The organism is Micromonospora sp. NPDC006431 (assembly GCF_042870725.1).
Lineage (GTDB): Bacteria > Actinomycetota > Actinomycetes > Mycobacteriales > Micromonosporaceae > Micromonospora.
Map to the genome: position 1 here is coordinate 42,339 of NZ_JBIAHQ010000031.1, position 20,733 is coordinate 63,071.

The window sequence follows — 20,733 nt, forward strand, 5'->3', positions numbered from 1 at the left end:
GCATCATCGCTCTGTAGCGCTATGCCGCGTTGGTGCTGATCGGCACGTCGATGACGTCCCGTGCGACCACGATCCCGTCCTTGACGATGTAGCACTCGACGACGTGCTCCCCGCGGAAGCTGGTTCGCTCGTGCCTCACGCCGGGGCGGCTCGACGAGATGATCTGGCCGCGGATGTTGTTCCGGCGCTCGGCCTCGTCCCCTCGGTTCAGTACCTTCCACTTCACGTCATACGGCTCCGGGACGCTGCACTCGATGATCGTGAAGTCGAGGCCCTTGTTCGCGAGGAGCGGAGTCCGGTCGCGGAGCATCATCCGCAGCAGGGTCGGTCGCCAGCCGTTCTGCGTGACCTCGCAGTCGATCGTCACCGAGTGCCCGATGTCGACGGGGAACAGGTTCTCGATGAACTCCTCCGTGTCGCTGAACGAAGGGGCGGACTTGGTGGTCTGAAGCGGAACCGCCGTGCCGAACACCTCGCGCCACTTCTTGTTCGCAGATGCCTTGCCCTCGTCGGCGATAGCCTCGAGGCAGCGGTTGTATGCCTTCTTCGCCTTCGGCTGGAACCGCTTCTTCACCGTCACACGCTGGTTGCTCCCCAGCGCGAGGTAGTAGTCCTTGTCAGGCTCGTCCGCGAGGAACTTGAAGAAGTCCCGGACCATAAAGTCGAACCAGAGAGACCCCTTGTCGTCGTACTCGGTGGTGGTCGAGAAGAACCGATGTACCAGCGTGTCGATAAGCAGGCCGCCCATGACCACGCCGTTCGTGTCCTTCCACGCCCGGGCCATCCGAGCGAGGTGGCGCATGTTCTTCGACGTGCGATCGTTGCAGTCCTTGGTCGCCGTGATCTCGTGGCGCGGCTTGGTGACCTTCCAGCTCTCGGACTTCGTGTCCGGGTAGTCGAAGGTGCCGTCAGCGTTCTCGAAGGCCGGCTGAACCTCGAACTTGAACTTGTTGCTGGTGAACTGCACCCGCACGACGCACTGGTCGACCTGGATCTCGGTGTTGGGATAGCGAGCCTTCAGGTCATCCCGGACGCGGTTGAGGATCCTCCGCGGCCCAGTCTCGCTGTCGTAGCTCGAGCGGAGGTTGGCCGGGAGGATGTAGATCATGTCGAGGTCGGATACCCCACGGATCGCCGTGTGTCGCCCGTAGGAGCCCACCATTAGCCGGTTCGCGGTGGATCCCTCGACCGACCTGAAGTCCTTGTTCAGCGCCTTGGTGATCTCATCCCGACGTGCGGCGATGGTGGTGCTGGCGTCGCCGACCTTCAGGTTCTCGAGAAGGGTGTCGAAGATCTCCGATACCTTCATGCGGCCGCCTCGCTCTCGTTGAGCCGGAGGGCCTGCGGGAGGAAGAGGTCGATCTCGCGTGACGTGAAGGTCAGCTCCTCGTTGTTCTTAAGTCCGTCCTGCGCCTTGCCATATGCCTTGGATGTGGTCCTGGGCGCGTCGGCGTAAGCCGCACGCGTGGCCTCCTGGAGCTTGTCACGGCGCTCACGGGCATCGGACGCCGACGTCGCGCCGGACATCAGGTCGGCGATCAGAGACAGGTACGACTCGCGCACGTCCCACAGGCGCGAGGCGATGTCGCGGTGCGCCTCGGACTCCTCGCCGAACTTGAAGCTCTTCGTCGCGAGGGTCAGCGCGGTGACGATCAGGGCGATGAACGACGTGACGAGGCTGGCGATCTGCGGGCTCACGAAGTTCCCGAGCAGCGCCGCGAGGAACGTGCCGGCGCTGGCCGCCGTGAAGACGACAAGCGCGGCCTGCTGGCTGCGATGCTTCCGGAAGCATAGGTCGGCTTGCTTTTCGTGGGTCTTGTGGCTGTAGATCACACGACCGAACGTCTCCCGCACCTGGGCCAACAGGTACTCGTCTCGCTCTGTCTTGACGGCGGGGTCTGTCGCCATCTCTCCCCGTTCGCTAGACCAAGAGGTGCGCACCCCCGGTGGGTTCCTCCCCGGCTGCACGTGCCGCGGAAGAGCGACGGTCACTGACTATCGCTGCGCTCAGACTTAAGTATGGATGGGACCACCGACACTCCTGGTGCCCGAGCAACTCTTCCTCAGCCTCGGGGTTGTGTGGCGGCGGGCCCGTACGCAGTGGGGTACGGGGCGAGCAAGATAAGGCCATTGCTTATCGATCTCCGGCCGGGGGCGCGGTCGTAGATTGGCAATGAGCCCACGCCATGCCCGCCGCGTCGCCTTGGCCGGCGCCGGTAGCCGCCGGCGCTGACGTCGTCCGGCAACGCTCGACGCGCACAGTGGCGACCATGGACAGTAACCAGCCTGATCGGCCTCGTGAGGTGCGGCACCGTGCGCACAACCGGCCGGCCTGTCCGCACGTGGTACTGCTCGGGCTGTCCAATGAGGAAAAGGGTGCGGTTGACGTTGCGGCGGCGGCCGTGCAGCTGACCCCCACCGGCTATGCCGCCAAGTCGGCCGTCGCCGCTGCGTCCGCCGGAAAGGCGTGCGCGGCCGCCGTGGCACGGCTTGACGAGGTGATCTCCTCATCGATAGGAGGCTACGGTAATCACGCGGGTGCACGACGCGGGTCGGGGGTCGGCGGGCCCGGGCAAGGCGGAAGAACGCATAAACCGCAACTGGTAGTTCTGCGCCGACGACACCCGCGGTATCGGGCTTCCTGCCGAGCCACCCGTTCAGGTGACATGTTCGTAGAGGACGCCATGTTTGCTGCGCATGAGGGTTTCGATCGACGCCGCGAGGTTGGTGTCATGCACTAGTAGTCCCAGCTCGATGTTGGAGTTCTCAGCGCTGTAGGAGAAGTTCGCACTGGTGAGCAGGGTTATCGTGCGGTCGACGACGATGAACTTGGCATGGCTGACGAACGGATGGTGGCCTCCGGGTAGGGTCAGCGTCCGGAGTACTGTCGCCTTGGGTAGGTGGGCTGCGACGGCCGCCGGAGCGCCGACGTGGGCGTCGAGGTACACCGTGACGCTTAGGCCGGGGCGCGCTGCCGCGTTCTTCAGGGCAGTCCACATGCCTGAGTGCGGGGTGAAGTTGAAGCTTGAGCAGACGATCGACATGCGAGCGTCTTCAATGATGCGTTGAGCTTCGCTGGTAAGGCGGCCCGTCGTGGCCTCGACGCCGGGCATCGTCCAGACCGGGGTAATGGCGGTTCGGGCCGAGCGCGCACCTGCGATAGCCCGGAGCATGGCGACCGAACCGTCCCGATGCTCTTGGCCAAGTTCCGCTGCGGTGAGTAGACGTTTTACCTCGCTGCGGCGGGCGGCGTGCACCTCTTTCAGTGCTTGGCCGGTGGTGCCGCCGGCTTGCAGTACGGCGGCGAGTCGCTGTGCCTCGTAGGCGGTCAGGAAGGCGCCGAGCGCTTCGTAAGGGTCAGTAGACATCGATGGTGCCGAAGAAGCCGGGGACCCGTTCGTCGTCGATGCTGGGCAGGGTCAGCAGGAACCGCCGGTCGAGGAACCGGTTGGCGCGTTCGCAGGAGGTTTCCGAGGCGAAGCTGCAGCAGTGGCAGGCAGCGCCGTGCAGGAAGTCCTCACCGTGCCGCGGCGTGCGTTGGCCGCAGACGGGGTCGGATGAGCAGCGGCCTGCTCTGCGGAGCGCGTCGAGCAGGAGCCCGTGGAGTCGTTCCGGTTGGCTGAGGGCCACGAGACCGCCGAGGGTTCCCTCGCTGTCGGAGGCAGTGGTGCAGATGAGCAGTCCGGCGGCGGCGGGGCGGTCGGGGGTGGCGGGCCATGCGTAGAGGCGTTCGCTGAGGCTGGCGGCACCGTAGCCGCAGGACATCGCCATCTGGCGGATGAGGATATGCGCGAGGGTGTGGATCAGCCAGTAGCGGGGTGCGGGGAACCGGGTGTCCGGGTCGATCTGGGCGGCGGTGGCGGAGAAGCGCCTGGAGAAGTTGTGCCGGTGGGCTTCGCGGTGCGCCCGCCACAGCGCGGTGGGCAGGATCTGCGCTTCCCAGGCGGCAACGGCATTCTCGTCCAGTTGCAGGAAGATGCCCTCGCCGCGGTCCTCTGTGGCCGGCACCCAGGTGGGTCTGCCGTCCCGGGTGAGCTTGACGAGCCGGCTCGCGAGGTCGTTGACCCGGTCCATCTCGTCGATGCGGGTGAAGCCGATCACCGCGTTGACCTTCTTCATCCGGTTCACGGCGATGACCCGGTGCACCTGCTTCGGCAGGTCGGCGGCGGTGGGCATCTCGGTGACCATCAACCCGCTGGAGTCCTGCTGCTGCGCGAACAGGCTCGGCTTCTGCAGGTAGTCCCACTCCGGCACAAGCAGCTCGACTGGGTCCCAATCGCGTAGCCTCTCCCGACGCTCCTCCTCAGACGGTGGTGGGGCGAGTGCCTCGGCCGCCGCTGCGGTTAGCTGCTCGTCGGTGACTCCGGCGATGTCGCACTTGTTCGCGAGGAGAAGCGAACGAAGCACCTTCGGCAGGGCCGCGTAGTCGGCCAGTTCCTCCGAGGTCAGGTGCGTACGGAGTTTCGTGGCGAGTGCAGTCTGCTTCTGCTCCTCGTCGCGGGGCATGACGATGATCGACTGGGTCGAGGCGAACCAGAGGTTGGACGCGCCCATCATCATCAGCGAGGTGTCCAGCCCACACTTGGGGTCGAAGGCGTTCAAGTGCGGGTGCCGGCCCCGGCAGGTCGGCAGCTTCCGCTTGCCGGCCTCGCCCTGAGCCTCGCCCATGCCGCGCCGCTGTTGGCAACGTTCGCAGGTGATGACCGCGCCGGCTCCCTGACCGATGTTGCTGTCGCGCAGTTTCAGGTCCGGGTGCGGGGCGGCGGGGCAGGTTCTGCCGCGGTGCACCCACAACGCATACGGGAACTCGTCGAGGTGGCCGTTGGCGCAGGCGAGCAGGTAACGGGCGGGCACCGCCGGGCTGCGCCTGGCCTTTCCCTTCGCGGGAGCCTTGGCCTTTCCCTTCGCCGCCCCCGCAAACGTACGGCCGGGACAACTTGCGTGTTCGAAGGTCGCCAGGTCGGGCCGGAACGGGTGGGTGTTGGTGTAGCTGAACCGCGACAGCGGCCCGAGGTAGTCGCAGCCGGTGCACCGCAGCCACTGCGGGAACACCCGGGCCGGGATGCCGAGGTCGGAGCCCTCCTGTGACATCGCACGAGCCTTTGGCTGCCACGGGAAGGGCCGCAGTTGCTGCACGCGGGACCCGAGGTGAAGCTGGACCACCTTGAGCAGCCGTGGTTCCTCGATCGTCGGCACGGTGGGCCGCCGCCGCCAGATCGGCTCCCAGTCGTCGAGGCCGGCCGGCATGATTGAGAACTGCGGCAGGTCCATGATCGAGCCGACACCGTAGGTGTAGAGCAGCGACGACGGGCGGGCCGAGCCGACCTTGGCCCGGTTCTTGACGTTTGACTGCTCGCTGTCGGCGAGCGGGTCCAACGGCTGCGCCGACTCGAAGATCATCTGCGCCGTGTCGTCGTCCGTCACTCGTCTTCTCCTTCGGGCAACTCCCACGCCGGCGCGTCGTCGGGCTCGACGACGAACAGCCGCTCGGGTATGGGGCTGACCAGCAGGTTGATCTCCGGCTGGACCTCCCGCATCGAGTGCGCGACGACGAACGGCGCGCGGTCCGGCAGGCCCTGGTGGGCCTTCGCGTTCTCCGGGCTGATCAGCAACGGCAGGTAGCTGTCGTTGTCGCCGGTGCGCTCGTACACCAGGGTCTTGCTGAGCTTTCCGGCGTACTTTCCGCGCGCGTTCCACTGGTCCAGCCGATTGATCAGCCGCTGGTGCGCCTGCGCCATCAGGTCGTCGAGCTGGGCCGCTGGCCGGATTCGGGCGTAGAGCCGATCGACTAGGGCGGCGAGAGCGTCCTGTTCGTCACGGACCCGCCATGCGGCCCGTTCCGGCGACAGCCCGTCGTCGCGGTGCGCCTGCAGCACCCGCGCCGCGCTGACCAGCACCCCGTCGATGCCTCGGTCCAGAGCCGTCGGCGAGAACGGGGTGACCGACAGCGCCTCCACCTGTGCGTAGAACGTCTCGTGGTAGTGCCGGAACTGTTCGTAGTGGGCCAGGTCGCGGGGCCGCGCCCAGTTCCCGAGCGCCACGACCAGCCCGGGACGGCCGCAGTCCTCACCCGGGCGGCCGACGTCGCGGCCCACCCGCGAGGACGCCTGGATGTACTCGGCGGTGTTCTTCGGCTGCCCGACCACCAGCATTAGTCCGAGGCGCTGCACGTCGACGCCGACCTGCAGCATCGAGGTGGCCAGCACCACGTCGAACGGGTCGGCCTTCGGCCGCTCCATCCGCCCGCCGGCCTCCTGCTGTTCGAGTCGCTGCCGCATCGCCGCGGTCGTGGCGTAGTTGGGGTCGAACTCCAAGGCCAGGTTGTCCAGGGTGCGTCCGATGTCGACCGAGGCGATGCGGGAGGTCAGCTCGCCAGTGACCAGCCGCCCGTACGAGCCGAGCCGCCGTGGGAAACCCGAGCCGGGGCGGGGTTGCCGGACGCGGTTCTGCACGTCGTCGGCCACGTAGCGGGCCATACCGGCCAGTTCCCGGGTCGCGTTGAAGTAGCCCACCAACGTCATGTACGGATCGGCGGCGGACCCACTGCGGTCGAACAGCAACTGCCCCGCGAGCAGCAACACCTCGGCGACCCGGATCTCCGCGCTCGACAGCCGCACTCCCTGCGCACTCACCCCGATGTAGCGGCGGCCCGGGGTGGTCGGCCCGATCGGCAGCTCCTGCGAGAAGTACGTGTCCGCCACGTCCAACACCTGCGGCGGGAAGATCTGTACGCCGCGCCCGTACAGCCCTCGCACCTGATCGTCGGCGCGACGTACGGTGGCCGTCGACGCCACGATCATCGGCCGGACCGGTTTCCCGTCGGCGGTCTCCCACGAGGCGAGGGTCTCCACGACCACCTCGAACAGCCCCACCGCGGTGCCCAGCGCCCCGGTGATCAGGTGCAGCTCGTCCTGGATGATCAGATCCGGCGGCCGGAGCCGTCCGACCGGGCGAACGGTCGCGGCGGGCAGGCCGGGCTCGGCCTGGTGACCGGTGGTGACGCTACAAGCCGTGTAGTCGGGATGTACGTAGCCGTGCCGACCGCAGTGCCGCCCGACGTAGCCGAACAGCGATGCCGCCTCACCCTCGCGGGCCAGCCGGGCGAACTTGTCGACCGTCGCGATTACGAACGCCGGCGGCATCCGGTAGATCTCCTCGTCCACCGTCAGCATCGGCAGGCCCTCATCCACCTGACCGCCCTTGGCGAACGGGCACTGCCCCATGTCGTCGCCGCAGAAGACCAGCACCCGGCGGGTCGTCTTGACCGGCTTCACGTTCGCGGCGCCGATCGGGCTGCCGCACCACGGGCACCGCTGCACCTGCAACACCGTCAACCGGTGCCCGCCGTACGCGTTGGCCTTGCGCAGCTGCTCGTCTGCCTCGTCCCACCGCTTCGGGCTCACGTCGGTGCCGACCCACAACCCGATTCGGAACGGCTTGCTACCCCAGGTCGCCTCGTCCCGGCGGCGAACCAGCTCCGCCGCGCACACCAGCGTGGTGGCCCGCTGGAACTGCTGCGCGGTGAGCAGCCGCAACGTGTACCGCATCAACACGGCCACCCCGTCACGCCCGTCCAACGGCCCGTCGGAGGACGCCACCACCTGCTGCCGGCGACGGATCGCGAACGTGTACGCCGCCAGACCCAGGTACGCCTCCGTCTTGCCACCACCGGTTGGGAAGAACAACAACTCCACCCGCGACAGCTCACCGCTGCGCGTCGCCGCGGTGGGGTTGGTCAGCGCTGGCAGCTGCATGAGGATGAACGCCAGCTGGAATGGTCGCCATGACGATGGCTTTTCCCGCTCGTCGGCCTCGACCTGATCGCGGGCGGCGTCGAACGACAGGCTCGGGTCGGAGCTACGCAACGCCCCGATCCGGGAGTGAATCCGCTGGTCCCGCATGACCTCGTTCATGAACCGGAAGCACGCGAACGCTTCCGGATCAGCCACCACGTGCGCCAGCCCGTCCGCCAGCCGCTGCTGTGCCGCGCCTGCCTCGTCCACGATCTCCTCGGCCAGGTCCCGCAGATGCTCGGGGAGCTGCGCCGCCTTCGCGGCTTCACCGGCGAGCCAGGTCCGGTACCCGTCCACCAGCGGGGCGAGCCCATCATGAACCTGTTCAGGGCTGGCCGTGGCCAGTGCGTCCATGCCCAGCATTGCGCCCGTGACCGACCGCGCCTGCGTCTGCGGTGTCTCCGCGACCGGCAGCCACGTCGTCCACACCGCCGTCGCCCGCCGTGCCCCCGGCTCCGCCCGCCAGTCCACCGAGCAGGTCCGCCCGACCGCGAACTCCAGCCGGTTGCGGTACTGCAGGTGCAACCGGCGCATTTCGTCGTCGTGCTCCGGCCACTCCTGCTCCATGACGTCGCGCACCGGCAGGAACACCGCCGCACCGTCCGCCTCGACGTGCAGCTTCGTCTGGAACAGCCACTCGTGCACCGGAATCGTCGGCGGCGTCTCCCGGTCATTGACCAGCGCGATTTCGATCAACCGCCGGCCGAAACGCGCGTCGTCGTAGGCATCGATCCGCAGACAGATCTGCCCAGTCAGCACCCGCGTGTACGTCCGGCCCGACGTCAGCTCGGCCACCGCGATCTTATCGACGATCCCGACCGGCGTCCGCCGATACCGCCGCACCGCCCGGCCCCGCTTGTCGACCTCACCGGTCTTCACACTCTCGTAGGTGCCCCACGACGCGGTCACTGTGAACTCGGCCAGATCGTTCGGCACCTGGAACCGCAACCCCATCGACGACGGAATCATCAGCCCCTGCTTCGGAGCCTTGTCGTCGGCGTCATCCTCCTCGCCCTCGACGTCGGTGCCGTCGGCGGACTCGACCGGAATCCCACGCTGGGCATGAAAACCCGCCGCATCAGATCGGATGCCTACCAGGCCATACCCGTCCTCAGAGCCGGCCGGATCAGCATCGGGCTCGGTCAGCTTCACCGGCGCGATATGCCCCACCAGGTACAGCTGACGCGGGCTCACCGCCAACAGCTCCTCCGGACCACCCGATGGCCCGAGCAGCTCACGCTCCAGGATGTCGACCAGATTCTCCCGAACCGTGTACGAGGTGCCGTCCGGCTCTTGCGCGAGCTGGAAACCCGGCGCCGAGTCAGTCACAGGAGCGCCTCCTGGCCCTCGTGAACCACTGGCTTTTGCTGGCGGGCAGTCGCCTTCTTCGCCGCCTTCGGTCGCTGCACCGCCGCGCGGCGCAGGTTCTCCGCGAGCAATCGGTCCAAGATCTCCACCCGCGCCGCCGAACTCACCGTCCATCGCGTCATCTGACGGTACGTGTGGAAGCCATGCTCCAGCGGCACATCCGACCAGTCGTACGCCGCCATCACCGCCTCGTCCAGTTCCATGTGAATCTGTCGCAACTGGGCCACGTCCGGATCGTCACCGTCAGCGATCCGTGGGTCGTTGATCAGGTTGTACAGCTTGGTCAGCCCCAGCCCGCGCCGCAGCATGACCTCGCGCCGCTCGACGTCCAGCATCCGCCCCGCCTCAGCCAACCGGTCAGTCGGCTCCGGCCGCGGAAGCGTTTCGAACACATCCGACGGTGCGTATCGCACCCGCGTTTCCAGCGTCGAGCCGTATGTAATCGCCCACATCTGATGCAGACTCGACGACAGCACCGCTTGATCCGCGAACGAGTCGGTCGCGAAGACCACGACCTGATCACTGTTCACAGCCCCCGTCGGAATGCGCATCGGCATCACCGGCTTGCTCACCCGCGCGATCACCAGGATCTCGTCCAGCCCGGCAATCGCCCTCCGGACGCCGAGGCCGACTCGGCCGAATCGCCACCAGTTCTCACGGCGGTCCTTGGCCGGGTTGATGTCCCGCTCGGGCTTCACTAGCGCCTTGACCCGTGCGAACGGCTTCGAATACTCGGCGGCGCGTTCCATAGTCCAGTCTGCGAAGTCGATCACCCAGCGGGAGGCGGAGCAGTCCGGACGGGAGTTGAGGTCCTCGCCGTTGAGGTATGGGAACAGCACCTCGCCGTTGCGTTCGTCCTCGGTGATCCACGCCTGGGCTTCCTCGGGTTCCAGGACGAAGCCCATGCCGAGCACGTAGCAGCCGATGTACGCCATGTTCTCGTTCTCAGTTAGCTGCGCCGGGGTGCCGTCGACCTGCCCGGCCGGTTCGAGCAGCGTGGAGATGCGCGGCACGACCACCCCGTCCGCGACCCGGTCGGCGGCATCGGCGACTGGGCCAAGGCTCCCCCAGACCGCCGCGTACTCCAGGTTGGCGCTGGCCGATGGCCAGGAAGCGCTCTGCACAGCTCGGGTGATGGTAAACCCACTGGCGGCGATGCGATCGAGGCCGACCTGGCGGGTGTCGCCCTGGGCGATGGTGTTGGTGGCGATCAGACCAAGCGTCCCGGACGGGCGCAGCAACTCGACCGCCCGCAGCAAGAAGTAGGCGACCAGATCGGCGCTACCCCGGGTGCCGTCCGCGATCTGGTGAATGAACCAGTCCCGGACTCTGGTGCCCATCGCGCCAGTGAGTTTCTGGCCGCCGAGGAAGGGCGGGTTGCCGATGACGGCATCGAAGCCGCCATGATCGACCACCACGTCCGGAACTTCGAGCACCCAGTGCAGCGGCTGCCAGCGTTCGTAGTCCGTCGCGACAGTCGGGGTCAGCCCCTCTTCCAGGATCAGGTCCAGGGACTCGGGATCGGCGGCCGTGCCGTCGGCCGGCATCGCGGCGGTCACCGCCTCGGCCAGGTTCTCGTACGCTTCGTCCAGGGCTTTGCCGGGTTTGCCGCCGAGGCGGAGCCCGGCGGCGATGACCCCGTCGGCTGCGGTGCGTAGGTCGGCGGTGATCTTGCGAGTCTGATTGAGCTGGCGGCGTTTGGCGGTGGCGCTGCGCATGGGGTCGTGTTCGCGTACCTCGCTGGCGAGGTCGCGGCGGATATCGACGGCCCGCCGGATGGTGGCGTCCACATCCTGGGCCGTCAGTCTGGCCTGCTGGTGGGTGGGTGCCTCGATGTGCAGGGTGCGGAGTTGGCGTAGGTTGGTGAGGCCGAGCAGGGAGTTGCCGTGCAGGATCTTGTCGTCGACGAAGGAGAACGGTAGGTCGCGGTCGAGGGAGACCAGCCAGAGCGACAGCTTGCACATCTCGACGGCCATCGCGTTGATGTCGGCGCCGTACAGGCAGCGGGCGACGACTTCACGGATCGCGTGTTGGCCGAGGTCGCGCCGGTGGGCGTTGGCAGGGTCCTCGTCGATCCATGCCTCGACGAGGCGGGCGGCGAGGTAGCGGGCGGCGGCGACCAGGAATGCGCCGGAGCCGGCGGCGATGTCGGCCACCTTGAGGTTGAGGATCTCGCCCGCGCCGCGCACTTTCCACGCGCCGCTGCTCTCAGGGACCTGGTGCGGGCCGGGGGAGTAGCAGAGCGGTTCGAGGGCGTGCTTGACGACATCCTCGGCAAGGTCTTTCGGGGTGTAGTGGGCGCCGGCGTTGCGCCGTGACGGCGTCTCGGTGACCACCAGGCCGCCGTCCAGGACGACGGTGGGGCGGTCGCGCAGGTCGGGCCGGGTGATGGTGGCCCAGGGGAGCAGGCGTGCGCGCAGGTCGTCGTCATCGGTCACCGCGCGCAGCATGCGGTCGGCGTCGTCGCCGGGCGGGGCCGACAGCCGCCTCGCGAGGGCGTTCGCACTTGGCGGGGTGGCAGCGGGCTGGTTCTCCTTGAGCCAGGCGATGATCGCGGTGGCCAGTTTCGCCGGAGTCGCATTGGCGTTGACGAGCTGCTCCAGCACGGTCAGCGGGATCTCCGGCTCGGCGCCGGTCGCGCCGACGATGCCGACGTGGGTGTCGCCGGTGACCCGGGTGCAGGAGTAGCCGAGCAGCCCTTCGTAGATGTAGCCGATCTGTTCCACGTCGACGTCTCGGAACGAGATCCGGCGGGCGTCGCCGCCCTTGAGCTGGGCGACCTGCACCGAGCGCAGGACGTGCAGCATGACCCGGTCGGAGACGGGCATGGCGAGGGTGCCGTTGTCGTTCGCGGCGATCAGGAACGGGTACTGGTCCGGGTCGAACAGCGATCCGCCGTACGCGGGCATTCGCATGTTCTCGAACGACGCGCCCCGGTAGAGGGCCTGGCTGGTGGCGAGCAGCCGGTGCCAGGTCAGATAGGTGCTGTCCAGCGATTCCTCGCCGTCGCGCAGCCGGCGCTGTTCCAGGTCGTCGAGTTCACCGCTGATGCCGTACCCCTGCAGGAAGAGCTCGCTCTGCGGCAGCAGGCCGCGCTCCTCGGCGAAGAGCAGGAAGACGACGCGCATCATGACCGTGACGGCGGCGGAGTAGGTGTCGTGCGGGTCGACCGGGAGCGGATCATGCAGGCCGCGCCTGTGGTGGTCGGCGGCGGTCTCGGCGAACGCCTGGATCAGCAGCTCGACGGCGCGGCGGACCTGGGCGCCGAGGGCCTCGGTGATCTCCTCGGCGGCGGCGACGGACTCCTCGAACAGCTTGGGGAGCCGCTCGTTGGGGTCACCGCCGATGATGTACTGCCGGGCGATGACGGTGAGGAAGGCGTTGCGGGTCAGAGGTTCCTCGACCCAGGTCTGGGCGTCGACGATGCCGGAGGCGACCATCGCGTCCGGCCGGGCGCAGACCAACGCCCACCAGCGGCCGTCGGTGACGATGCCGATCGCGACGCCGGCGCCGCGCAGCATCGCTTCCATCCGGTCGATAGCGGTGGCGGCCCAGCCGTCGGCGCCGGTGGCGTGCAGGCTGTCGCACTTGTCGACCACGCCGACCAGCGCGCCGATGCCGTCCGGCCCGTGCAGCGCGGCCTGCGGGGTGACGGAGATCCGCCGGTCGGGCGAGTGCGCAGTCACCCCGGGCGCGCAGTCGGGACCCCAGGCCAGCGAGGTACGCCAACCGACGACGTTCCGCAGGACGGTCTGCACCCACCCGTCGCGGACCTCGGCGTACTTGGCCTGAACGATCTCGTCGTCCGGGTCGATGTCGAGGGCCTCCCAGGCGTGGTCGAACGCGGGCCTGGCCTCGCGGAGGACGTCGAGGCGTTCGGGGCCCAGGGCGGGCATGCCCTGCGGCCACACCCGCTTCAGCGGCGGGATCGCCAGGAAGGGGCCATCTGTCTCGACCAGTTCCAGCCACGCCCGGTGCAGCTCGGTGGCCGTCTTCGGACGGAAGGTACGGGCGGTCCGCATCAGCGTGAACCTCCTCGCTGGGCGTCGGCCGGGGTGAGCGCGAACACCACCGCCGCGGCGGTGGTGTGTGGCTTGACGTCGCGGTACCGCTCGATGATCGCCGCGATCTCCCGCTGCTCCTCGTCGCCGAGCTCGTCCAACCGGCGGCGCATCGTGTCGATGTCGCGGCGGCGCTGCCGCTGCTGATCATCGGGGAAGAGAGCCAGTTGGTCCTGCATCTCGGCGCTGGTGAGCTGGTCCAGCGACTCGTTCAGGTTGCGGCGGAACGCGGCGAAGATCTCCCGCGCCCGGGTGACGTCGGCCTCCTCGCGTTTGGCGAGCTGGTCGCTGACCCGCTGATGACGGGACTCGGCGCGTCGCGTCATCGAGTCGAGCAGCCGGGACCGCAGCGGGGACTCCGGCTCGTTCCACTCCCTGGCCAGGTCGGCGCGGACGTCTGCAGCGGCCAGCGTCAGCCTGCCGGCGTCGAGGGCCTGGTCGAGCAGTTGCTCGGCGCGTTCCTCGGCGATGGTCCGCCGGCCCCGCAGGCGTACGCCGGCGAGGAAGATCTCCTCGTGCAGGCGTAGCCCGCCCCGGCCGACCAGCACCATCCGGGTGACGGCCGCGACAAAGGACTCCTCCAGCCCATCCACAACGACTGCCGTGACCCGGTGCAACGGCGCGTCCGCGCTCCACAGCGACCGGCGTAGCAGCCGCTGAGCCTTCTTCACCAGCGGATGGCCTAGGTGGACGTAGACCAGGTCCTTGCGACCGGCCGCGGCCTTGTCGTCGAACGTGATCGGCCGCAATACGCCCGGCTCGGAGCGGGTGTCCAGGCCCTTCAACGTCGACTGCCAGGCCGGACCGAGCGGCGGCACGGCGAACACGGCTGCGTCGGTCCGGTCGTCGCCGGCCACCACCAGGGGCGGCTGGTGGCTGATCCGCAGCGCGGTGTCGACCACCCGCCGCAGATTCTCCGGCTCCAGGTGCAGCTCCGCCCGACTGTCGGCGTAGCCCTTCTCCAACTGGGTCAACCGGCTGTTCAGGTCCAACCCGCCGGCCAACGCCTTGTTGATCACGGCGTTGCCGTCGAGCGCCGCCTTCTTACGCCGTCCCGCTGAGGAACGGGTGAAGTGGTCCTGGATCTCGTCGGCGATGACCTGGTTGACCGACCCGAGGTCACGCGCGACCGTCACCACCTTGCGGGCGATCCGGCCCATGAACTCCATGTCGGCGGCGTACAGGGTCGCCGAGCGGTCCGGGGAGAACTGGAACACCAGCGGGGTCTGCTGCTGTCCGTACCGGTCGATCCGGCCGATGCGCTGCTCCAGCCGTGACGGGTTGAACGGGATGTCCAGGTTGATCAATCGGTGGCAGTGGTCCTGTAGGTCGATTCCTTCACCGGCTGCGTCGGTGGCCAGCAGCACCCGCACGGGGTTCTTCGCCGGCTCGGTGGTGAAGTGCTCGCGGATCAGCTCCCGCTCGTCGGTTGGCGTCTGCCCCTGGATGATCTCCAGCACGTCGCCGTAGCCCTGCTGGACCAGCACCCGGTGCACCCATTCCAGAGTGTGGGCGTACTCGGTGAACACCACGACGCGTTCGTTGGACCAGAACCCGCCCGGTCGGCAGATTGCGTCCAGGGCCGTGATCAGCTCATTGAGGCGGGAATCGGGTCGGCTCTCGAAGCTCAGCCCCCACTCGGCCAGCCGCTGCAACTCGGCTGGCGCGGCGGCGACCAGCGGGTCGGTGGACTTGCTGTGCCGCAGGGCTGTCGCCTCGTCCTGCTCCCACAGGCCTTCCTCCTCGTCGGCCTGCCCCTCGCCGAGGATGTCGTCGTAGTCCCAGTCCGTCGGCGCCTGGCCCACGAACCGCGAGGCGAGGTACGACTGCAAGGTCATGCCGAAGGCCCACGGGCTCGACAAGAACCGCTTCTTGAACAGCATCGCGGTGATGTCACCGGACTCGCCGGTTCCGTTCGCCTTCGCACTCTCGGTGAGAATCCGATCCAGCAGAGCGAACATCTCCTGCTCGTCGGCGCGCGGCGTGAACGGGATGATCCGCAGCTCCCGCGGCCGGAAGCCCTTCTCCGGCAGGTCCGACTTCAACCGCCGAACCGTCACTTCGCGCAACGCCCGCTCGTCCAGCAGCGCACCACGGCTGAACCGGCGCGAATCGATCATCTCCAACAGCGCCGTGAACGACTCCGGATGCCCGTTGTGTGGAGTAGCGCTGAGGAACAGGCGATGCTCGCACTTGTCCGCCAGATCCCGGACCGCGATCGTGCGCTGCGTGTCGACGGCGTAGCCGCGCGCACCCCCGATCGCCGACGGGCCGGCCGGCGCCACATGGTGCGCCTCGTCCACGATCAGGATGTCAAACGCGTATCGCCGGGCGGTCTTCGTGCTCGCCGCCTGCGCGTACACGTCACGCAGCATCCGCTGAGCGCGCACCTGCGGCAGCCACGCCATACTCACGATCACCCGGGGATAGAGCTGGAAGGGGTTCGCGTGCAGGCCGTAGCGGCGCCGCACTTCCCGCATCATCTCGCTATTGATGATCGTGAAGTCGAGACCAAACTTGTCCCGCATCTCGTCCTGCCACTTCAGGGCCAAGCTCGGCGGGCACACCACGATCGCGGTCCGAGCCCGGTGTCGCAGCAGCAGCTCCTGCACCACCAAGCCGGCCTCGATGGTCTTGCCCAAGCCGACATCATCAGCGAGCAGCAGGTTCGTCCGGGGGGAGGACAACGCCCGCCGCAGCGGCTCCAACTGGTACGCCTCCACCGCGACCCCGCTGTGGAACGGCGCCTGCACGCTCCGGTCGTCCGCCGAGGTCACCGCACCCCAGCGCATCGCGTCAACGAACCCGGCGAGGGTGTTCGGATCGTCGAAGGCATCCGGGTTGACCTGCGTCGGGAGTCCTTGAGCAGGTGTGACGGTCTGTCCGACCTCCAGCTCCCAGACGACCGTCAGCTCCTCACCCAGCCGGTCCTCGTCGAGCGCCTGCAGGGTCACGGCGTGGTTCAGCGAGGCCACCGCCTCGTCCGCCGGGCTGCGCGGCAGACCCTGCGGCTTGACCTGCGCCACCGCCCAAGTCGACCCGCGTACCTCCACGACCTGACCCGGCTCGGGAATGGCAAGTAAGGCGACCCCTGACGTGGCGGTCGCCTTGGTGGGCGAGAGTGTCACCGAAGCACCCTAACCTGCGCGCTTTCACGGCCTCACCCCCTCGCAGGGTGGCGTTGCCTGGCTGTTAGTACGTCGGCGTGGTCCGCGCGGTCTGTTGATCAGGAGTTAACTCGTTCGTTTACAGTCCCTCGCATGGAAGGGACCATTGGCGTCCAGCCGGGCATCGTTGGCGTGAGCGTGCGCGAGTACAAGAACCTGCGTGACGTGTGGCTGGCGTGGAGCCAAGGGCTCGCCATCTTCGGCGCAAACGGCTCGGGCAAGACGAACTTGCTGGAGTGCCTGGCCCTCTTGCTCGGCACGGTCGAGACCGTGTCGCTCGCGCGTCCGCGGCTGCACACGCCCGCGGCGGGTGCCCTGGCCGTGGTGGTGCGCACCCTCTCGACCGAGCTACCCGCTCAACCGAGCGCCGCTGTTCGGTGGGCCGAGAACCCCGAGTTAGCGGAGGTCGTTCGGAATGTCGGGGACGTTCAACCCGCCTTTGTTCGCTGGGCCGGCGACGGACGTTGGTGGCGTTCACTGGGGGTCACCGAAGGCGCGGACTTTCACGAGGGCATCAAGCGGGCTGGCCTGCCACATCAGCTGACGGCATTCCTTACTGACGTATCCGCAACGCCGGTGATCATGTATGGCTTGGAGAGCATCGACCTCGATCCCGAGGTGGATGCGAATGTCCGGACGGTGCCCCGACGGGTTGCCCGCCGGTTCAGCCGCACCCTGGTGGTCGAGGAGGTGCCCGACTCGGTCGCCGTGTTGGCCGACACGCTGCCGGACGTTTTCGCGCCCTTGCGTCGGGCACTCGCGGAGCCGGACGGCCGTATCGGTGGGTGGATTCCGCTGTTGGAGCTCCCGCCCACCGACCACGCGCCCGCCGAGCTGCAGTGGTTACCCCGGCCGAGAACTGACCGCGAGATCGACGAAGATGTGAACCAGGCCTTGGGGATCGCGTTCCAGCCGGCCCTCGATCTGTTGAATGTCATGGAGCGGCGGCTGCCCGTTGCTACCGCTCCTGATGTGTTGGATTGTTACTGGTGGCTGCACGGAACCGGCCAGGAGCACGCGATGGCCGAATTGAACGCCACCGCTCCAGGTGTCTCCATCGTCGCAGCCCAGCCCGAAGGCACCCGCGTGACGATGATCAAGGATCTGGCCAACTTCCGCATCGAGGTCGCCGGCGCGGGCACAGTCGGCCGTATCGGGATGGACGAAGGCCGCGTCCTCGACCAGCTCTCCGCAGGTCAACGACGGTGGGCCGACGAGGCATTGGCAGCAATGGCCCTGCAGTACGACACCCTCGTGATGAGGATGAGTCTGTGGGCCCACGTCGTCGAGATGCTCGACGAGGACGCGCTCATGAGCGCTGCCCTATCGGCCGCGAAGACTTTCGAGGCAGAGGTCACGAAGAAAGGTTTCTGGACCAGCAAGGCTATCAACGCGATCCTCCAGGCCCTGAACCCGTGGCAGGCCGCTCTAACCCTGGCAGGACGGCCTCGGCAGGTCTCGCCAACCGGGGAGTACACGCGGGAGGACGTGGAGGTGATCTCGGCGAACGTCCGGCTGTCGTTCCTGCTCTACGAAGCGCGGCCCCGCCGTACTGTGCGGGTCTTCGATGAACCGGAGGCACATCTGCATCCGGCGGCTCAGCGCGCCGCAGCCGCGGCCCTTCAGAGCCTGAACCACCAGGGCTCCGACATCGTGATCGCATCACACAGCCCCATCTTCCTGGATCTGCCCGGCTGGACGCGGGTGCACGTGTCAGCTATCAACGGCCATGCACGCGTAGAGGTCCTCGGCCCACGCGCCATTACGGCCCAGGGCGCACTCGCCAAGCAGCTCGGCGTGAACCGCGGTGAGCTGCTCGCCGGCATCAGCGGCCTGCTCATCGTCGAAGGCGACCACGACCGGCTGGTACTAGAACGCCTGTACGATGACGAGCTTCGGGCCGCTGGTCTCGCGCTGATCCGAATGTTCGGCACCAACAACCTGTTGGCCACCGCTGACCTCGACTTCCTGGACCGCTACCTCGATGTGCCGGTCTTCGTTCTCGTTGACAACGCGAAGATCCAACGGGTGAACACCGGGCGCATGGAGACCGACGAGGAGCGAAAGCTCCAGGCACTCTCGCGGAGCTCTCGCCAGCGCAGACGCAAGCACAAGGCCATTGGTCTGGACCGTCCTGACATTACGGCGTATCTCAATGAGACCGCTGTCCGCGCCGTTCATCCGGACTTCGCCGGGTGGCGGACGGTGCTGGACTCGTTCCGCAGGCGAAAGTCGCGTCCGTCGTTCAAGCCGTGGTTGCACGAGAACTACGGGGTGGACCTCCGCACGAAGAACGCGATCGACGAAGTCCTTCGGATGATGACCCGCGACGGTCTGCCGCCCGCCGGCGAGCTCGCGCTCAAGGTGAAGACCATCATCGCGGAGACCATGGGTACGACCTCCGCCCGACCGTGACGGTGGCTAGCTGGCGGTAGGTCGTGTCAAAGAGTGAGCGGTCCACACCGGCGAACTGCCGCCGTCCCTGTCGTCCTCATGCGCGCAAGGTACGGCCGTGCTACGACATTGCCTGCGCGGGCACCAGCAGGTGTAGACGAGGTCGGTCATGGCATTGCTCGATCTGGTAGTGGTTCAGCCCGACCCGGCGCCCCGGCGATAATCTCGGGCGGCGACAGGCGCTGGTGAGCGCGCCTCGCAGACGCCGATCGAATGGGCACCTGGTCGTTGGTCGGCTGTCGCGCGAATGGCGGGCGCAGCCTAATGTGGGCTGTTGGGAGGGCTGGGTGGCGGGTTCCTGGATGGTGCGAGTCGGTGATGCGTGTCAAACAGTGTGCCAACGCCCCCGCTTGCCGCTGGCGATGACGTCGCCGCCGCCGTTCGGGCTGATGACGGCAGCGTTCTTCGTCATTGGTTGGTCCACCACCGCGATGACCCTGCGGTGTGCTGGGCCGTCAGGGTCGAGCTTGAGCTGAGTCCGACATGGCTACGGCGGGTGGTCCGAGTGCCGCGCCCAGGCGAGCTTAGCGGAGAGTGAAGGCGACGTCTGCCACCAGCGTGTGATGCAGTCCGACAAGGAAGAGTGGTTGGGCGCTCAATCGCCCAAGAGTGGCAAATCCCCTGTTGGCCCCTGTAGTTGCCGGGGCCAGGAGTTCGGTCGTCCTCGCCGGCCCCATGAGCCGGAAATCGCGTGGTTCAAATCCCGCTCCCGCCCCGGTAGCTCAGCGGGAGAGCCAGAGCGAAGGTCCGAGGTTCAACTCCTCGTCGGGCCACGGAGCCGTCGGCTTACTGGCCAGGTCCCGGGCATTCAATCCGGGTGTGCGGGTTCGAACCCCGTCGGCTCTACTCGAACCCGCTCGGGCCATTGCCAGGTGCAGCCGGCCTTGCCGGACCCTTCCGTTGCGGCGGCTCTGCCGCCCTAGCGGACTTTCCAGGTGAGGGGCAGGCCGCCGGACGGTGCGAACTCCACCGATACGATCCGCGTCTTCGGTGGCAGCTCGAAGGTCAGCCACCCCCGCTTGCAGGCACCCGCCCGTGGTGTGGCGAGAGCGCTGAGGCTGTCAACGAGGTTGGGTGAACGCGCGCCGACCTGGACGTTCCAGAAAGTGTAGGTCCGAGAGTCCGTGTCGACGAGCTGGAAGTCGCTGATGCTGAACCCGTAGCCGTCGCCGTCCGTGGTGCCGTTCGAGCAGGCCTTGATGTCGGCGACCGCGAACTGCATGCCCTTCGTTCGGATCCTGCTGGCGACGTCGTCCTGCGCCTGCACCGGAAACTTGACGCTGTAGACGGTCACGTCGCCCAGGTCCGTCGTCTGCTTCTGGCCGAGCTTTGGCTCGGCCGGCGCCGGCGTGCTGGTGCTCGCGGCGGGCGACGGGGACAGTGAAACGGTCGGTGAGGGCGATGGGCTTGGCGAGGCGCTGACAGAGGGTGTCGTCGAAGCGCCGGCGCTTTGTGGTTCGCCATCCGACCCGCAGCCAGCCACGGCGAACAAGCCGAGTGCAGCGGCCAGCGCGGTGAGGCGGGGGTTCGTGTGTCTGATCATCACCGTCGGTTTCGTCTCGTGGTGGAGCTCCGGCCTCTGCCGCCTCGGCTTGTCAGGCCGGATGGTGGGGGGCCAGTTCGCTAGGTGAACGTAGTCGACAGCGACGCCGATGTCGTGTCGGGATCCCGACCGTTGATACAGTTGCGCGGCGCCGCGCTGCAGCCATCAACCACGGAGGCAACCAGATCCTGCTGGCCGCCGTGGCGACCGGCTGCCTGCTCGCCGCCGTAGGCATGCTCGCCGTAGGGAAGGCCCTGTCTGTCAGGCTGAGATGAGACAGCCTTCCCGGGCGAGCTAGGCTCGACGGGAGACAGGAAGAGGATCATCGTGACACTACCCAGCACGCC

The 20,733-nt window shown here is 67.7% G+C and carries 10 protein-coding genes and 2 tRNA genes; 3 read left to right on the forward strand and 9 right to left on the reverse strand.

Annotated elements, in window-relative coordinates; translation table 11 throughout:
* Nucleotides 1-19: 19 nt before the first annotated feature.
* The 7 genes from ACFYM6_RS32425 to drmD form a co-directional block, all read right to left on the reverse strand.
* Nucleotides 20-1,309, reverse strand: coding sequence for a nucleotidyltransferase (locus ACFYM6_RS32425; RefSeq protein ID WP_387281276.1), 1,290 nt, complete (start codon nucleotides 1,307-1,309; stop codon nucleotides 20-22).
* Complete coding sequence (locus ACFYM6_RS32430) at nucleotides 1,306-1,908, reverse strand: SLATT domain-containing protein (protein ID WP_387281277.1); 603 nt, start codon at nucleotides 1,906-1,908, stop codon at nucleotides 1,306-1,308. Before ACFYM6_RS32430 ends, ACFYM6_RS32425 begins: the two co-directional genes overlap by 4 nt.
* A 749-nt stretch (nucleotides 1,909-2,657) precedes the next feature.
* Nucleotides 2,658-3,368: a DISARM system phospholipase D-like protein DrmC gene (drmC, locus tag ACFYM6_RS32435; RefSeq protein ID WP_387281278.1), complete on the reverse strand. Its 711-nt coding sequence runs from the start codon at nucleotides 3,366-3,368 to the stop codon at nucleotides 2,658-2,660.
* Entirely contained in the window at nucleotides 3,358-5,424 is a 2,067-nt protein-coding gene (drmB, locus tag ACFYM6_RS32440) for a DrmB family protein (RefSeq protein WP_387281279.1), read from the reverse strand. The genes drmC and drmB overlap by 11 nt, the downstream gene beginning before the upstream one ends.
* Nucleotides 5,421-9,122, reverse strand: a complete 3,702-nt coding sequence (gene drmA, locus ACFYM6_RS32445; RefSeq protein WP_387281280.1) for a DISARM system helicase DrmA — start codon at nucleotides 9,120-9,122, stop codon at nucleotides 5,421-5,423. The genes drmB and drmA overlap by 4 nt, the downstream gene beginning before the upstream one ends.
* Entirely contained in the window at nucleotides 9,119-13,183 is a 4,065-nt protein-coding gene (locus tag ACFYM6_RS32450; RefSeq protein ID WP_387281281.1) for an Eco57I restriction-modification methylase domain-containing protein, read from the reverse strand. Before ACFYM6_RS32450 ends, drmA begins: the two co-directional genes overlap by 4 nt.
* Nucleotides 13,183-16,350 (reverse strand): DISARM system SNF2-like helicase DrmD, encoded by a 3,168-nt coding sequence (gene drmD, locus ACFYM6_RS32455; protein WP_387281282.1) that lies wholly within the window; start codon nucleotides 16,348-16,350, stop codon nucleotides 13,183-13,185. Before drmD ends, ACFYM6_RS32450 begins: the two co-directional genes overlap by 1 nt.
* A 132-nt stretch (nucleotides 16,351-16,482) precedes the next feature.
* On the opposite strand from drmD, the gene ACFYM6_RS32460 reads away from it, so the two are divergent.
* The 3 genes from ACFYM6_RS32460 to ACFYM6_RS32470 all read left to right on the forward strand — a co-directional run bounded on the left by ACFYM6_RS32460 (nucleotide 16,483) and on the right by ACFYM6_RS32470 (nucleotide 19,689).
* Nucleotides 16,483-18,804 carry an ATP-dependent endonuclease gene (locus ACFYM6_RS32460; protein WP_387281283.1) on the forward strand — a complete coding sequence of 774 codons (2,322 nt, stop codon included), beginning with the start codon at nucleotides 16,483-16,485 and terminating at the stop codon, nucleotides 18,802-18,804.
* Between the two features lie 752 nt (nucleotides 18,805-19,556).
* A tRNA-OTHER gene (locus ACFYM6_RS32465) sits at nucleotides 19,557-19,616 on the forward strand.
* A 1-nt stretch (nucleotide 19,617) separates the two neighbouring features.
* Nucleotides 19,618-19,689, forward strand: a tRNA-Glu gene (locus ACFYM6_RS32470).
* A gap of 73 nt (nucleotides 19,690-19,762) precedes the next feature.
* Here the strand turns inward: ACFYM6_RS32470 and ACFYM6_RS32475 are convergent.
* Together ACFYM6_RS32475 and ACFYM6_RS32480 are read right to left on the reverse strand one after the other, a co-directional pair.
* Complete coding sequence (locus tag ACFYM6_RS32475; protein ID WP_387281284.1) at nucleotides 19,763-20,389, reverse strand: hypothetical protein; 627 nt, start codon at nucleotides 20,387-20,389, stop codon at nucleotides 19,763-19,765.
* 77 nt (nucleotides 20,390-20,466) lie between these two features.
* A partial coding sequence (locus tag ACFYM6_RS32480) for a hypothetical protein (RefSeq protein ID WP_387281285.1) occupies nucleotides 20,467-20,733 on the reverse strand: 267 nt, incomplete at its 5' end.

What these genes read in the sequence shown, in the direction of transcription:
- ACFYM6_RS32425 (WP_387281276.1), bottom strand. Translation starts at nt 1,309, where the DNA reads ATGAAGGTATCGGAGATCTTCGACACCCTTCTCGAGAACCTGAAGGTC.
- ACFYM6_RS32430 (WP_387281277.1), bottom strand. Translation starts at nt 1,908, where the DNA reads ATGGCGACAGACCCCGCCGTCAAGACAGAGCGAGACGAGTACCTGTTG.
- drmC (WP_387281278.1), bottom strand. Translation starts at nt 3,368, where the DNA reads ATGTCTACTGACCCTTACGAAGCGCTCGGCGCCTTCCTGACCGCCTAC.
- ACFYM6_RS32450 (WP_387281281.1), bottom strand. Translation starts at nt 13,183, where the DNA reads ATGCGGACCGCCCGTACCTTCCGTCCGAAGACGGCCACCGAGCTGCAC.
- ACFYM6_RS32460 (WP_387281283.1), top strand. Translation starts at nt 16,483, where the DNA reads ATGGAAGGGACCATTGGCGTCCAGCCGGGCATCGTTGGCGTGAGCGTG.